Raw genomic sequence first — 13,429 nt, 5'->3', positions numbered from 1 at the left:
CGGATGAGCACCGAGGCGACCGCGTGGATGGACACCCTGTGGGACCCGGAGGCCCGCCTGCTGAGAACCCCTCGCCCGGCGGACCCGCCCACCCACATGGTCCGCGAGACCGTCTGGTACGCCGTCGGTCTCCTCACCCGCCGGTCCACCGGAGACCTGGAGCGCGCGACCGAGGCGCTCCACGCCGTCCTCGGCCACCAGTACGACGTACCGGGCACGGTCTTCCACGGAACCTGGCGCCGCAGCCCGGACGAGGCGGACCCCGGCGCCGAGCCGGTCGAGTGGCGGGACTACGACCCGAACTGGCGTGAGTTCATCGGGACCGCGCTGCTGCTCATCCTGCACCACTTCGAGACCGACCTGCCGGCCGACCTGGTCGCGAGGATCGACAGCGCCCTCGTTCTCGCGGCCGAGGGGTCCGTGCGACGCGGCGTGCGGCCCGACTACACCAACATCGCGGTCATGGCCGCCTACCTGTACGACTCCGTCGGCCGCCGCTTCGGTCTGCCGCCGGCGATGCGGGCGGGGGAGTCGCTGGCCCGCCGCGTCCACACCCTCTGGTCCGCGACCACCGCTTTTCCCGAGTTCAACTCCCCGACGTACTACGGCGTTGACCTCTACGGGCTGGGTCTGTGGGGCGCCGCTTCCGGATCCCCGGTCCTGTGGTCGCTCGGCACGGACATGGAGACGGCGCTCTGGCGCGAGATCGCCGACCGCTATCACCCCGGCCTGCGCAACATCGCCGGGCCGTACGACCGCGCCTACGGCATGGACATGCAGCAGTACGCGGCCCTGCTCGGCCTGTGGATCGGACTGGTCGCCGGGCCGGACGCCGCGCCGCTGCCCAGCGGCGGACCCGAGGCCGCCGGTCACGCCCACGACTGGTGCTTCGCTCCCTGCTTCGCCCTCCTCGGCGTCGTACCGCCCGAGGACGTGACCGCCCGGCTCGGCCAGGACGTGGTCCGTCCCCGGTACATGGCGACGACCATCAGCGAGTCCCCGCGCCGCGTCGCCACGTCATGGCTGGGCGAGCGGCTGATGATCGGCGCGCTGGACGCGGCGGGGGAGGGGACCCCCTGGGGCGACCAGCACTGCCCGGTCACCGTGCACTGGCGTGCCCCGGACGGGGGACCTGTGCGGTGGCTGCGGGCCGCGCCGCAGAGCCCGGTCGACGCGGCGGTGGACCGTGACGGCTGTCTGCGCCTGAGGATCCGCTCCAGTGAACCGGTGCGCTTCGAGGTGCACACGCCCGGCTCGGCACCGGCGGTCCTGGCGCCCGGGCATTGGCGGTTGCCGGGGCTCGGGGTCCGCGCCGTCGAGTCGCAGGAGTGCTTCGACGTGCGGACGACGAGCTCGCGGGACGGCACGTTCGTCGAGTACCGGCCGACAGAAGGCGCACCGACGCTCTCGCTGCGGTTTCTGACGAGTTGAGGCTGCTCGAATGCGACCAAGGGGTACACGGATGCCGCTTCAGCGGCTGGAGGCGTCTGTCGCGGCGGCCGGGGGAGGGTGCACCGAGTCACGGACTCCGGGACGGCCGCTCGTCCGGTCGCCGGCCTGGCGGGGGAGGGACCGGTGGTGGCGGATCCCGCCGCGGTCGATCGACTGGGGGCGCATGGGCCGGGTACGGCCGTCCGTCCGGTCACCTCCGCCGGCCATACGCCGAAGGATCTCCTGGATGCCGACACCGCCGTCGTCGGCGCCGACTTCGCGGTTGCCGACACCGGCACGGGGGTCGTCATGCACTGCGCCCCCGCAGCGCGGGGAGTTCGCTCGGAGGATCGCCTGGTGCGGCGCCACGGTGTTCCGCACCACGCGGGAGCACGACGTCGCCTCGCTCGTCGCGTCCCCGAGGGCTTCCCGGCGTCGACCTGCTCGTCCTCGTGGAACGTCGTCAGCATCAGGACATGGGGCGGGTGGGGCAGCCCCCGCAGCTCGCGCAGCGCCGTCAGTCCGTCGGTCCCGGGCATCCGGATGTCCGGCAGGACGACGTCCGGCCGCAGCTCGACGGCACTCCTCCGCGGTGCGGGACGACCGCGCTGACGCGGACACCACCTTCGTACGCTCCCGCAGTTCAGAGTCCCGCCGAGCAGTTCCACCCGCTCGCTGGGACCGGCGAGACCGTGCAGTCGATGGTTACGTCGGCGTCGGCTTCCGGTGCGTGACAGGCGGAGTCGGTCGGGGACTCCCGAGCGAAGTTCGGGAGTCCCGGTGATACTGGGATACGCGAGCGAACCAGGTCAGCGCGGGAATGGTCGGATCGGGTGGCGTCGGTGACCGGGGCCCGTGCCGCGACCATTGGTGTGGCGCGGCACGTCGCGTGCATCCTTGGGGCGTACGGCTCCGGGACCGGGCGCAGCCTGTGATCCTTGCATGCGACAGTGGGCTGGTGGTGCCGCGCGGCACCCGGTGCACGGACGGCGAAGTGATCAGTACTCCAGCTCGGGGCGCAGCGGGCCGCCGACCGCGTGGAGGTACCGCAGTACCTGGGCGTAGGAGTTGAAGAGCCCGGTCTCGTGGTAGGCGATGCCGTGCCGGGCGCAGTACGTGCGCACGAGTTCCTGGGCATGGCGCAGGCTGGGGCGCGGCATGGAGGGGAACAGGTGGTGTTCGATCTGGTAGTTGAGCCCGCCGAGCGCGAAGTCCGTGAAGCGGTGGCCGCGGATGTTGCGTGAGGTCAGTACCTGCCGACGCAGAAAATCGATCTTGTCGTCCTTGGCGAAGACGGGCATGCCCTTGTGGTTCGGGGCGAACGAGCACCCCATGTAGAGCCCGAACAGCCCCTGGTGCACGGCAAGGAAGCACACGGCCTGGACGGGGGACAGGACCAGGAACACAGCGGCGAGGTAGCCGCCGAGATGCGCCGTCAGCAGGCCCGCGTCGGCCAGCTTGGTCGCCCGCGAGGTCGCGGTGCCGGTGCGGTCGAGCAGCGCCCGTACGCCGGCGACGTGCAGGGCGAGTCCTTCCAGGAGCAGCATCGGGAAGAACAGCCGGGCCTGGTGACGGGCCAGCCAGGCGTACGCCCCGCTGCGGACGCGCGCGTGGTCCTGGGTGAAGGCGATCGCGCCGTCGGCGATGTCGGGGTCGCGGTCGACGTGGTTGGGGTGGGAGTGGTGCCGGTTGTGCTTGGCGATCCACCAGCCGTAGCTGAGGCCGATCAGCAGGTCGGCGTGCACGCGGCCGAGCAGGTTGTTGACGCGCTTGGAGGCGGCGATCTGGTGGTGTCCGGCGTCGTGCCCGATGAACCCGGTCTGGGTGAACATCACCGCCAGGAAGGCGGCGGTCAGCAACTGCCACCACGACTGCCCGATCAGCGCGAACGCGGTCCAGCCGCCGGCCAGCAGAAGCAGGTTCGCGCCGATCTTGACGGAGTAGTAGCCCGGTCGTCGTTTCAGCAGCCCGCTCTGCCTCACCTCGCGGGACAGCGCGGCGTAGTCGCTGCCGCGGCTGCTGGGCGGGGGCTTGGTCATCTCGGCGTGGCCCGCCGGATCGGGGCTCCGCTCGCTGACGTCAGTGGTCACAGTGTTCCCTTCGGGAGAGTCGGCGCCGCCCACGGCGCGATGGGCGGGGTCACCTCACAACGCGCGGACCTGGTCGGCCTGCATGCCCTTGGGGCCCTGGCTGGCGGTGAACTCCACCCGCTGGTCCTCCTCCAGGGAGCGGAAGCCGTCGGTGTCGATCGCCGAGTGGTGGACGAAGATGTCGGCACCGGCCTCATCAGGGGCGATGAAGCCGAAACCCTTCTCCGCGTTGAACCACTTCACTGTTCCTCGAGCCATGTGATGTCTCCTTCGAGATGGCGGCTGGGTCGGAATGCGCGCGATCACGCGATCCCGGGCTGTTGGTCGCCGGCCGTCGAAGAAAACCCCGAAACGACGAAACGCCCGCTGTCAGAACTCCGCGGGCGCTTCCACGATCGCAAACTTCAACTACAACCACTGCCCCAACGTCCGGAGCGCCGGGAAGGTTCCCGCACGAGCCGGGAAGAGCCCGGTGACGCCCCGGCGAGTCGGCTCCGGGGTCCGGGATCCGGCACGTGACGGGCGCCTGAAGGGGTACGGTTGGCGCTCCGAGCGCACCGCGCGTTTCGGCGTCGCCCTCGGGCAGGGCACAGGCCGGCTTACATCGGATCCGGCCGGAAATGAGCCGCACCATGCCTCGTGGCCCGCACTGACACGCCGTCTTCCGTATCCGCTCCCGCGCAGCGCGGTAGCGGTTTTCCCGGCATCCGGATCGCCACGAGGCACCAGGACATCGCGCGCACGGCCCTGGACCGATCAGCACAGCTGGACCGATCAGCACGGCCGGACCGATCAGCACGACTTTGAACCGATCAAGAGGATGCGGGATTCATGTATTCACAGGACTCGATCGCCGGCCGCCGCCGGGGCCGTCCCGAACCGACCGCGGAGATGCTCTCCGGACTCGCCTGCCTCATCTGCGGCACCGACTACCGCAACGCACCCGACCCGGAGGCGGTGGTGGTTTCCCACCGGGAGGACAGGCAGCTCCTCGCCTGCCGCGGGACGTGTGCACGCATGGCCGGCGGATCAGCCGACGGCCTGGACGAACCGCCCCTCCCGCTGGCCGAGCGCGTCCGCAGGCACCGGGCCGACGGCATCTGACCCGGATATCGGGCAGCCACACCAAGCACGCCGAGAGCGAAGCGAACGAAATGATGAGGAAGCGTATGAGCCTGATGAGTCTCGGAGTACTCGCCTCCTCCCGCAAGGAGAACGAGTTCCGCCTGCCGTTGCACCCCGCTCACCTCGACCGGATCGCGCCGGACGTACGCGAGATGATCTTCCTCGAACAGGGCTACGGCGAACGGTTCGGCGTCGCTGACGACACGCTCGGACCGCTCGTGGCGGGCTTGCGCTCCCGCGAGCAACTCCTCGCCGAGTGCGACGTGTTGCTGCTGCCGAAACCCATGCGCGAGGACGTCGCCGCGCTGCGTGAGGGCCAGGTGCTGTGGGGATGGCCGCACTGTGTGCAGGACGAGGAGCTGACCCAGCTCGCCATCGACCGGCGGCTGACCCTCATCGCCTGGGAGGCCATGAACCACTGGACGTCCACGGGCGCCTTCAGCGTCCATGTGTTCCACAAGAACAACGAGCTCGCGGGCTACTGCTCGGTGCTGCACGCCCTGCAGCTCGGCGGGCTGACCGGCAGCTACGGGCGGCGTCTGCGCGCTGTGGTCGTCAGCTTCGGCGCCACGGCGCGCGGCGCGGTCACCGGCCTGGGCGCCATGGGGGTCTCCGACGTCACCGTGCTCACGCAGCGCGCCGCTGCAGCGGTGGCCTCGCCCATGCCCTCGGTCGTGATGGGCCATTTCGAGCAGGAGGAGGGCGATGCGTCGCGCCTGCATGCGGTCACCGCGGCCGGTTCCGTGCCGCTGGCGGAGTACCTGGCCGGGTTCGACATCATCGTCAACTGCGTCTTGCAGGACACCGACGCGCCGCTCATGTTCGTCACCGAAGAGGAACTCGCCCTGTTCCGGCCGGGGACCTTCTTCGTCGACGTCGCCTGCGACGAGGGCATGGGCTTCGCGTGGGCCCGTCCGACCACCTTCGGCGAGCCGATGCCCACGGTGGGGGCGGGCTGCCACTACTACGCAGTGGATCACAGCCCGTCCCACCTGTGGAACTCGGCCACGTGGGAAATCAGCGAGGCACTCCTGCCCTACCTGCGCAAGGTCATGAGCGGCCCCGCGGCCTGGGAGGCCGACCCCACACTCGCAAAGGCCATCGAGATCCGCGACGGCGTCGTCCAGAACCCGAAGATCCTCTCCTTCCAGCACCGGACAGCCGCCTACCCCCACATCCCCGAGCTCCCGGCCCCCGCCCTGACGCCGCCGCTGCACTCTGCCGCGCGGCCGGCCTGACACACCTCGAACCGAGCATGGCCCTTCCCCTGCGGGGGTGTCACCGCGGCCACCCCCAGGACTGGCGCGCGGCGCGGGCGGCCCAGCCGTACGGATGCACCAGGGTGTCCCCGAGCACGGCGCACCGGTCGGGTCGGCAGGCGTTCCCGCAGGCGACGCTCAACGTCATCCGCCGGTCGGTGCGGGCGGGACGGCGGTGAGCACGGAGGAGTCGCCGGCGCCGCATGCAGCCGCGCGGTCTGCGGGGACGGGTGGGGCAGCTGCAACGACGCGTGGGTCTCGGTGGCCGCCTGGCACCCCCTGCGCCGTGCTGTCCGGCAGCCTGAGCGCGCCCTGCCGATGACATGGCCCCTGTACCGCTCCGCATGACACGGACGTACCCCTGTCTACGGCAGTGTCCTGGGCGCCGTCGAGGCGGTGCTCTGCGGGCGGGCCGTCTGCCCCGCACCGGCGGATCCGGGTACGGCCGTGGGTCGGGACCGGAGATTGGCGGCCACCATGGCGGCGAACACGACAGCCCAGAACACCGCGGCGATCCAGACCTCCCAGCGGCCCACGCTCGTCATCCACGAGGTTGCGGTCGCGCGTCCCAGTTCGTGCGTGGTGACCGCATACATCCCGACCGGGAAGACGAGGTTCCACCAGCCGAGCTCGTAGCGCAGCGGGATGCGGCGCAGCGCGTGCCGCCATACGCCCAGAGCCAGCAGGAGCGGGATCAGCCAGCTCGAGAACGCCCACAGGACGACGGACGACCCGATGATGAGCGGGCGCGACAACATCGTGCTGCCGGGTGGGAGCGCGATCAGCCGCACTCCGGCGAGCACGGCGATCGCCGCCGCCCCCATGAAGATCCATACGGACGTCATGAGGCCTTCCGGCTGCACCGGCCGGGCCAGCAGCCGGAGCAGGACCAGTGTGGCGGTCAGCAGGTACTGCACCAGCCCGACGGCCCAGCACACCACCGCCAGCACGGGCAGTACGTGTCCCGGGGTCACCCGGGCCAGCGAGGCCGCCGCGACCGCCACCGACTGCGATCCCACCGCCCACAGGAACCAGGTGCCGTTCACCTGGTCGAGCGAGGGGCCCCGCTTCAGGGTGGTGATGAGTGCGAGGGGGATGCCGTAGTCCAGCACCACCCACCCCAGCGTCCCGAACGCCAGGAACGCCCCGGCGGCTGCGGTGTGGCCGTCCGGCACAAAGCGCGCGGCCAGCACGTTCGAGGAGATCGCGAGGGTGAGGAACGCGAAGGCACGCGGCCCGAGGAGATCCGCGACGAACCGCTCGCGCCGGCGCAGCAGCCGCCAGCCGTAGGCGGGCACCAGCACCGCGAAACCGGCCAGGGCCACCCACAGCAGTACGGCGGAGGCGATGCCGGCGCCGTTGACGTACAGGGCCGTGGAGACGATGCCGGTGCCCATCACGAACGCGAGCGCGCCCGCGTTGAGGTTGGCCACCGCGGCGGAGGCGGCCGCGCGGTATCCGGGCGGCCGGGAACCGGGAACGGCACGTCCAGGTTGGGGAGGGGCGGCATCCGGACGCTGGTCATCGTGAGGGCCGGGTTCGGTGAGCCATTCGGCCAGGACCACGGTGTGGCTGTGGTCCACGTCCTTTGTGGCGGTCAGCAGGGTGAGGCTGTGGTGTTCGGCCAGGTCCCGAAGTCGGGCAGCCGCGTACCGGTGCCGTTGATCGCCCAGTTCGGTGAGGTAGCGGCGGCGGAACTCACCGAACTGCCGGGGGTTGTGGCCGTACCAGCGCTGCAGCTCGACGGACGGTGCGACCTCCCGCAGCGACTCGTCGAGCGGTGCGTCTTCCCGGCGCATGCCTTCCGGCCAGGCCCGGTCGACCAGCACGCGCTCACCGACCACGCCGTCCTCGCTCGGCCTCTGCTCATCGATTCTGCGGCAGCTGATCTCGGCCATGACACATCCTCCGGCCGCACTCGAGGTAGCAGTAGTTTACCGGTATGCGATTTTCAGTACCTTTTGAGCGCGGGGATGGTGCCGGGTACGTACTGGGGCGTGTCTCTATGTCCTTCGTCAAGGACGTGGTGCCGGGGTTGAGGCTGTTTGAGGTGGTCATGCGTCGAGGGTGACGCTGGGGGTCCGGCTGCCGCCCGTTATCTCCCGGCCACACGCTTGCCGATCTCGACCTGCCGGTCGAAGAGATGTTCATCCACCTCAACGATCTGGTCACCGCTCTCGGCGACGACTTCTACGCCACCTGTCTGTACGCCGTCTACGACCCCACCAGCAGCGGCTGCACCATCCTTACCGCTGGGCACCCGCCCCTTGCCGTGGTGCACCCCGACGGAGCGGTCCGCTTCCCCGATCTCCCGCTCAACCCGCCGCTCGGCGCCGCGAGCCCGCCCTTCGAGTCGGGCTCACTGGAACTTCCCCCGGACAGCCTGCTGGTCCTCTACACCGACGGTTTGATCGAGCCCCCGGAACTCGGCCTGGACCTGGGTATGGCCCTGATGGCCCGACAGCTCGGCTCCGCCCAGGTCCTCGCGGCTCAGGCCGAGCCTACGGCCGCACGGCTCAACGCGGTGTGCGACTCAGTCATCGCCACCGTGCTCCCCGCCCCGCAGCAGGCCAACGACGATGCGGCCCTGCTTCTCGCCGGCGTCCATCCGCTTCCCTCCGACGACATCGCCACCTGGACCCTGCCCGCAGATCCCCAGGCCGCGAGCCAGGCCCGCTGTCACGTCCGCCACCAGCTCGCCCGATGGGGCCTTCATGACCTGGAGATGACCACCGCACTGCTGGTCAGCGAGCTCGTCGGCAACGTGGTACGGCCCGTCGGCGGACCGTCCACTCTGCGGCTGCTGCGCAGCAACTCGCTGATCTGCGAGGTCACCGACAACGGTCCCGCCATGCCTCATATCCGCCGCGCGGCGGATACCGACGAGGGCGGCCGAGGGCTGCAGTTGGTCGCCGCGCTCGCCGAACGCTGGGGTGCCCGCTACACCTCCTCGGGCAAGTGCATCTGGACCGAACAGGCCCTGCCCGAGGCCGCCTGACTGCGGTGGCGAGTTACGTCGGCCTGTCCCCGCTGGTGGTGGCCGTGCGCGACATTCGGCTGGTGGACGGCGTGGTGCACTACGCGGCCGTGGAGCGGTTCCGGTTGCCACGGGTACTGCGGTACGTCGACGTCATCCGGGTCAGCTCGTCAGTTTTCGGGCCCGCTGCGGGCGAATGGCGCAGCGGCGGGCGTCGAGTGAAACACACCACGGCCATGCCCGTAGGCACGGGCGGTCCTGACGGGTAGGTTCCCACGGCCGGTGTCCACGAGGACGAACCCTGTGGACGCCTTTGATCGCGGATAGCCCGTCAAGCCCTCCTCCCGGGAGAGAACACGAGAAATGTCTGCACAAGAACCTGCGCACCAGCCGGCCCAGCGCATCGGTGTGGTGGCCGAGTCCGTCTCCGGCGAGACGCGTGTCGCGGCGACGCCGGCGAGCGTGCGTCAGCTGCTGGGTCTCGGTTACGAGGTCGTGGTGGAGTCCGAGGCCGGCGCGGCGTCCGGCTTCAGTGACCAGGCCTACCTGGATGCCGGCGCCGAGATCGGCGAGGCCTGGGACGCGGATGTCGTCCTGAAGGTGAACTCCCCCTCCGACGCGGAGATCGCCCGGCTCCGGCAGGGCGCGACCGTGGTCGCCCTGCTCGCACCGGCACAGCGGCCCGAGCTGCTCCAGACACTCGCCGACGCCGGCATCACCGCACTGGCGCTGGACGCGGTGCCGCGCATCTCGCGCGCTCAGTCGATGGACGTGCTGTCGTCGATGGCGAACATCGCCGGATACCGGGCGGTGATCGAGGCCGCGCACGTCTTCGGCCGGTTCTTCACCGGCCAGGTCACCGCGGCGGGCAAGGTGCCGCCCGCGAAGGTGCTGGTCGCCGGCGCGGGCGTGGCCGGTCTGGCGGCGATCGGCGCCGCCTCCAGCCTCGGCGCGATCGTGCGGGCCACCGACCCGCGGCCCGAGGTCGCGGATCAGGTGAAGTCACTGGGCGGCGAGTACCTCCCGGTGAACGCCGCCCAGGAGACGAGCACCGACGGCTATGCCAGGGCGACCTCCGCCGACTACGACCGTGCCGCCGCCGAGCTCTACCACCAGCAGGCCGCGGACGTGGACATCGTGATCACCACCGCACTCATCCCGGGCCGGCCGGCGCCGCGTCTGCTGTCCGCCGAGGACGTGGCCGTCATGAAGCCGGGCAGCGTCGTCGTCGACATGGCCGCCGCCCAGGGTGGCAACGTCGAAGGCACCGTGCCGGGGCGCGCGGTGGTCACCGACAACGGGGTCACCGTCATCGGCTACACGGACCTGGCCTCCCGGCTGCCCGCCCAGGCCTCGCAACTGTTCGGCACCAACCTGGTGAACCTGCTGAGGCTGCTCACCCCCGGCGCGGACGGGCGGCTGACGATCGACTTCGACGACGCCGTGCAGCGGGCCGTGACCGTGGTGCGGGGCGGTGACGTCACCTGGCCGCCGCCGCCCGTCGCCGTCACGGCCGCACCCGCCGCGCAGCCCGCGGCCGCACCCGCCGAGCCCGAGCCGAAGCAGTCGAAGCTGACACCTGCGCGGCGCTTCGGCCTGACCGGGCTCGGCATGCTCGCGGTGTTCCTGCTGGTTGCCTTCGCACCCACCCAACTCGCGGAGAACTTCACCGTGTTCGCCCTCGCGGTGGTGATCGGCTTCTACGTCATCGGCAAGGTGCACCATGCGCTGCACACCCCCCTGATGTCGGTGACCAACGCGATCTCCGGGATCGTCGTGATCGGCGCTCTGCTGCAGATCGGGCACGAGAGCAGGGTCGTCACCGCGCTGTCCTTCGCGGCGATTCTGCTGACGAGTGTCAACATCTTCGGAGGTTTCGCCGTCACCCGCCGCATGCTGTCCATGTTCTCGAAAGGCTGAGCCCAGATGACGTCCCTGACGGCCTCCCACGCTGCCGACCTGGTCGCCGCCCTGTTGTTCATCCTCAGCCTGGCCGGACTGTCCCAGCACCGCACCTCCCGCGCCGGCGTCGTCTACGGCATCGCAGGCATGGCCCTCGCCCTGGTCGCCACCGTCGTCGCGGCGGCGCAGAGCATCACCGCCGCGGCGGTGGCCCTGATCGTGCTGGCCATGGCGCTCGGCGCGGCGCTCGGCCTGTGGCGGGCCCGCCGCGTCGAGATGACGCAGATGCCCGAACTGATCGCGGTGCTGCACAGCTTCGTCGGCCTCGCCGCGGTGCTGGTGGGCTGGAACAGCTACCTGGAGGTGGAGGCGCACGGCACGGCGCAGACCCGGATCGGCGCCGACCTGCTGGGCATCCACCACGCCGAGGTGTTCATCGGCATCTTCATCGGAGCGGTCACCTTCACCGGCTCGATCGTCGCGTTCCTGAAGCTCTCGGCGCGCATCAAGTCGCGTCCGCTGACGCTGCCCGGCAAGAACGCGCTGAACCTCGGCGCGCTCGCCGCGTTCGTCGTACTGACCGTCTGGTTCACGATCAGCCCGGACCTGCCCCTGATGGTCACCGTGACCGTGCTGGCGCTGGCGCTCGGCTGGCACCTGGTCGCCTCGATCGGCGGCGGTGACATGCCCGTCGTCGTCTCCATGCTGAACAGCTACTCGGGCTGGGCGGCGGCCGCGGCCGGTTTCCTGCTCGACAACAACCTGCTCATCGTCACCGGGGCGCTGGTGGGCTCCTCCGGCGCCTACCTGTCCTCCATCATGTGCAAGGCGATGAACCGGTCCTTCCTCTCCGTCATCGCGGGCGGTTTCGGCATCGAAGCCCCCTCGGGCGGAGGCGAGGAGCAGGGCGAGCACCGCGAGGTGCTGGCCGCGGAGGCGGCCGAGATGCTCGCGCAGGCCCGCTCGGTGGTCATCACCCCCGGTTACGGCATGGCCGTCGCCCAGGCCCAGCACCCCGTCGCCGAGTTGACGCGCCGGCTGACCGAGCGGGGAGTCGAGGTCCGCTTCGGCGTCCATCCTGTCGCCGGGCGCCTGCCCGGGCACATGAACGTGCTGCTGGCCGAGGCGAAGGTGCCGTACGACATCGTCCTGGAGATGGACGAGATCAACGACGACTTCGCCGACACCTCGGTCGTGCTGGTCATCGGCGCGAACGACACCGTCAACCCGGCCGCGACCGACGACCCGAGCAGCCCGATCGCCGGCATGCCGGTGCTGCGCGTCTGGGAGGCGGAGCGGGTCATCGTGTTCAAGCGCTCCATGGCCTCCGGCTACGCGGGCGTGCAGAACCCGCTCTTCTTCCGCGAGAACAGCAGCATGCTCTTCGGTGACGCCAAGCGGAGCGTCGAGGAGATCCTGGCCGTGCTCGGCGTCGACGGCAGTCCGGGGGCGGCCCCGGCGGCCGCGCGCCAGGCGACGGTGGCCGGCCGGTGAGCCGGTCCCCTACGGCCTGAATCCCCGGCGGCGACTTGCCCCACCCGGCCATGGCCTCACCTGTCGGTGATCTCGGCGAGCCATGCCGCGTCCTCCGGGTCCGGCGCTTCGGGGCCGGGTGCGGGCAGCCGGCGGATGTCGCCCGTGCGCAGGGCGATCGTGGCCCGTGGCCGCATCGGTCCGTGGCCCCTGCGTGAGAGCAGGACGAGTTCCCAGACCGTCGCCGTCATGGCGTCGAGCCGGGTGGCGCAGTCGGCGCTGACCCCGCACGGATCCCGGGTCCGGCCCAGGGACAGATGGGGGGTGAAGTCCTCGGCGGGCCCACGACAGCGCGGGAACCGCCGCCGCAGTGCGCGGTGCAGATCCGTCCACGGCGCCTTGCCGGCCGCCGTCGGGTCGAGCCACACGGTGAAGTACTCCCGGTGCCGGAAGGTGCGCACCCCCTCCAGCCGGGCGGTGAAGACCGGCGTCTCGGCCGTCGCCGCGGCGAGCAGCGGGACGGCCCGCGCGAAGTCGGACTCCGGCACGAAGCCGAAGAGGACGTTGACGTGCGGCGGCCAGCGGTGGATCTGCGGGTCGTAGTCCCGGCGGATGTCCTGGATCGCCGGCCACAGCTCCGCGGGCGGGATCCAGGCCACCGCTGTGCGGGCGGTCGGGGACACGCCGAGGACGCCGCCAGGTGCGCCCCCGCCGAAGCTCAGGTCCGCCCGCGGGTCGTGCGCACGGCCGGCGCCCGACGTGTCGATGCGGTCCATTCCCGTGGCCCGGTCCCAGACCACCTCGCCGTCCGCCTCGATGAACACCACCCGGTGCCACGGGATGTCGCCTCCGGGCACGAAGGAAGTCAGCGAGATGCGCTTGCAGGCTTCCCCGCGCTGGCTGATCCCCAGCACGAACCGGGCCGGATCGAACCGCGGGTCCCAGCGGACCCGGTGATAGATCTCGTCGCTGGTCCGCATCACGCCTCCTCTCCCGCCGTCACACCTCCTCCTCCAGGGTGCCGCCCACCCTGTCCTCGACGCCTGCTCGTCACGCATCGCGGCCGGTCGGGTGCGGTGCGTCATGGCGCGCGAGTGCGCACACCGTCCACCCTCGTCCGCCTCACCGGCTGCTCGCGCGCTTCGGCCCACCTCCCGTGGGTGCCCCCGGCG

At 71.0% G+C, this 13,429-nt stretch carries 12 protein-coding genes and 3 pseudogenes; 8 read left to right on the top strand and 7 right to left on the bottom strand.

Translation table 11 applies throughout. The features are described 5' to 3' along the window. The first annotated feature begins 3 nt into the window (after positions 1–3). Positions 4–1,431: a hypothetical protein gene (locus SRB17_RS47005; RefSeq protein WP_153546183.1), complete on the top strand. Its 1,428-nt coding sequence runs from the start codon at positions 4–6 to the stop codon at positions 1,429–1,431. Between the two features lie 39 nt (positions 1,432–1,470). Here the strand turns inward: SRB17_RS47005 and SRB17_RS47000 are convergent, their stop codons facing one another. The 4 genes and pseudogenes from SRB17_RS47000 to SRB17_RS39430 all read right to left on the bottom strand — a co-directional run bounded on the left by SRB17_RS47000 (position 1,471) and on the right by SRB17_RS39430 (position 3,779). Continuing rightward, positions 1,471–1,746 carry a hypothetical protein gene (locus SRB17_RS47000; RefSeq protein ID WP_153546181.1) on the bottom strand — a complete coding sequence of 92 codons (276 nt, stop codon included), beginning with the start codon at positions 1,744–1,746 and terminating at the stop codon, positions 1,471–1,473. Positions 1,747–1,877: 131 nt separating this feature from the next. After that, positions 1,878–2,099 (bottom strand): annotated as a pseudogene (locus tag SRB17_RS48655) (response regulator); the annotation flags it as partial. Positions 2,100–2,429: 330 nt separating this feature from the next. Next, positions 2,430–3,470, bottom strand: coding sequence for an acyl-CoA desaturase (locus SRB17_RS39435; RefSeq protein ID WP_153546407.1), 1,041 nt, complete (start codon positions 3,468–3,470; stop codon positions 2,430–2,432). 105 nt (positions 3,471–3,575) lie between these two features. Continuing rightward, complete coding sequence (locus tag SRB17_RS39430; protein ID WP_153546179.1) at positions 3,576–3,779, bottom strand: cold-shock protein; 204 nt, start codon at positions 3,777–3,779, stop codon at positions 3,576–3,578. Between the two features lie 573 nt (positions 3,780–4,352). On the opposite strand from SRB17_RS39430, the gene SRB17_RS39425 reads away from it, so the two are divergent. Both SRB17_RS39425 and SRB17_RS39420 read left to right on the top strand, forming a co-directional pair. Beyond that, positions 4,353–4,625, top strand: coding sequence for a hypothetical protein (locus SRB17_RS39425; protein ID WP_153546178.1), 273 nt, complete (start codon positions 4,353–4,355; stop codon positions 4,623–4,625). A 65-nt stretch (positions 4,626–4,690) separates the two neighbouring features. Continuing rightward, positions 4,691–5,884: a N(5)-(carboxyethyl)ornithine synthase gene (locus tag SRB17_RS39420; RefSeq protein ID WP_153546176.1), complete on the top strand. Its 1,194-nt coding sequence runs from the start codon at positions 4,691–4,693 to the stop codon at positions 5,882–5,884. A gap of 386 nt (positions 5,885–6,270) precedes the next feature. On the opposite strand, the gene SRB17_RS39415 is transcribed toward SRB17_RS39420, so the two are convergent. Both SRB17_RS39415 and SRB17_RS45665 read right to left on the bottom strand, forming a co-directional pair. Then, positions 6,271–7,338, bottom strand: a complete 1,068-nt coding sequence (locus SRB17_RS39415) for a tellurite resistance/C4-dicarboxylate transporter family protein (protein ID WP_323377378.1) — start codon at positions 7,336–7,338, stop codon at positions 6,271–6,273. Between the two features lie 96 nt (positions 7,339–7,434). Further along, positions 7,435–7,803 (bottom strand): annotated as a pseudogene (locus SRB17_RS45665) (DUF488 domain-containing protein); the annotation flags it as partial. Between the two features lie 221 nt (positions 7,804–8,024). Here SRB17_RS45665 and SRB17_RS48650 point away from each other — a divergent pair. From SRB17_RS48650 to pntB, 5 genes and pseudogenes are all read left to right on the top strand, one after another. Further along, positions 8,025–8,498 (top strand): annotated as a pseudogene (locus SRB17_RS48650) (PP2C family protein-serine/threonine phosphatase); the annotation flags it as partial. Further along, positions 8,493–8,903 (top strand): ATP-binding protein, encoded by a 411-nt coding sequence (locus SRB17_RS48645; protein ID WP_416237127.1) that lies wholly within the window; start codon positions 8,493–8,495, stop codon positions 8,901–8,903. The pseudogene SRB17_RS48650 and the gene SRB17_RS48645, both read left to right, overlap by 6 nt. A 5-nt stretch (positions 8,904–8,908) precedes the next feature. Further along, entirely contained in the window at positions 8,909–9,151 is a 243-nt protein-coding gene (locus SRB17_RS39405; protein ID WP_153546172.1) for a hypothetical protein, read from the top strand. A 94-nt stretch (positions 9,152–9,245) separates the two neighbouring features. After that, entirely contained in the window at positions 9,246–10,802 is a 1,557-nt protein-coding gene (locus SRB17_RS39400; RefSeq protein WP_153546170.1) for a Re/Si-specific NAD(P)(+) transhydrogenase subunit alpha, read from the top strand. A gap of 6 nt (positions 10,803–10,808) precedes the next feature. Further along, entirely contained in the window at positions 10,809–12,278 is a 1,470-nt protein-coding gene (gene pntB, locus SRB17_RS39395; protein WP_153546168.1) for a Re/Si-specific NAD(P)(+) transhydrogenase subunit beta, read from the top strand. Between the two features lie 56 nt (positions 12,279–12,334). Here pntB and SRB17_RS39390 read toward each other — a convergent pair whose 3' ends face one another. Beyond that, complete coding sequence (locus tag SRB17_RS39390) at positions 12,335–13,237, bottom strand: RNA repair domain-containing protein (RefSeq protein WP_153546166.1); 903 nt, start codon at positions 13,235–13,237, stop codon at positions 12,335–12,337. Positions 13,238–13,429: the final 192 nt, after the last annotated feature.

Origin of the sequence: Streptomyces sp. RB17, assembly GCF_009604455.1 — a bacterium.
GTDB lineage: Bacteria > Actinomycetota > Actinomycetes > Streptomycetales > Streptomycetaceae > Streptomyces.
The sequence above is the reverse complement of the archived record's forward strand: the minus strand, read 5'-3'. Positions and strand labels throughout refer to the sequence as shown.

What these genes read in the sequence shown, in the direction of transcription:
- SRB17_RS47005 (WP_153546183.1), top strand. Translation starts at nt 4, where the DNA reads ATGAGCACCGAGGCGACCGCGTGGATGGACACCCTGTGGGACCCGGAG.
- SRB17_RS39435 (WP_153546407.1), bottom strand. Translation starts at nt 3,470, where the DNA reads ATGACCAAGCCCCCGCCCAGCAGCCGCGGCAGCGACTACGCCGCGCTG.
- SRB17_RS39430 (WP_153546179.1), bottom strand. Translation starts at nt 3,779, where the DNA reads ATGGCTCGAGGAACAGTGAAGTGGTTCAACGCGGAGAAGGGTTTCGGC.
- SRB17_RS39425 (WP_153546178.1), top strand. Translation starts at nt 4,353, where the DNA reads ATGTATTCACAGGACTCGATCGCCGGCCGCCGCCGGGGCCGTCCCGAA.
- SRB17_RS39420 (WP_153546176.1), top strand. Translation starts at nt 4,691, where the DNA reads ATGAGCCTGATGAGTCTCGGAGTACTCGCCTCCTCCCGCAAGGAGAAC.
- SRB17_RS39400 (WP_153546170.1), top strand. Translation starts at nt 9,246, where the DNA reads ATGTCTGCACAAGAACCTGCGCACCAGCCGGCCCAGCGCATCGGTGTG.
- pntB (WP_153546168.1), top strand. Translation starts at nt 10,809, where the DNA reads ATGACGTCCCTGACGGCCTCCCACGCTGCCGACCTGGTCGCCGCCCTG.
- SRB17_RS39390 (WP_153546166.1), bottom strand. Translation starts at nt 13,237, where the DNA reads ATGCGGACCAGCGACGAGATCTATCACCGGGTCCGCTGGGACCCGCGG.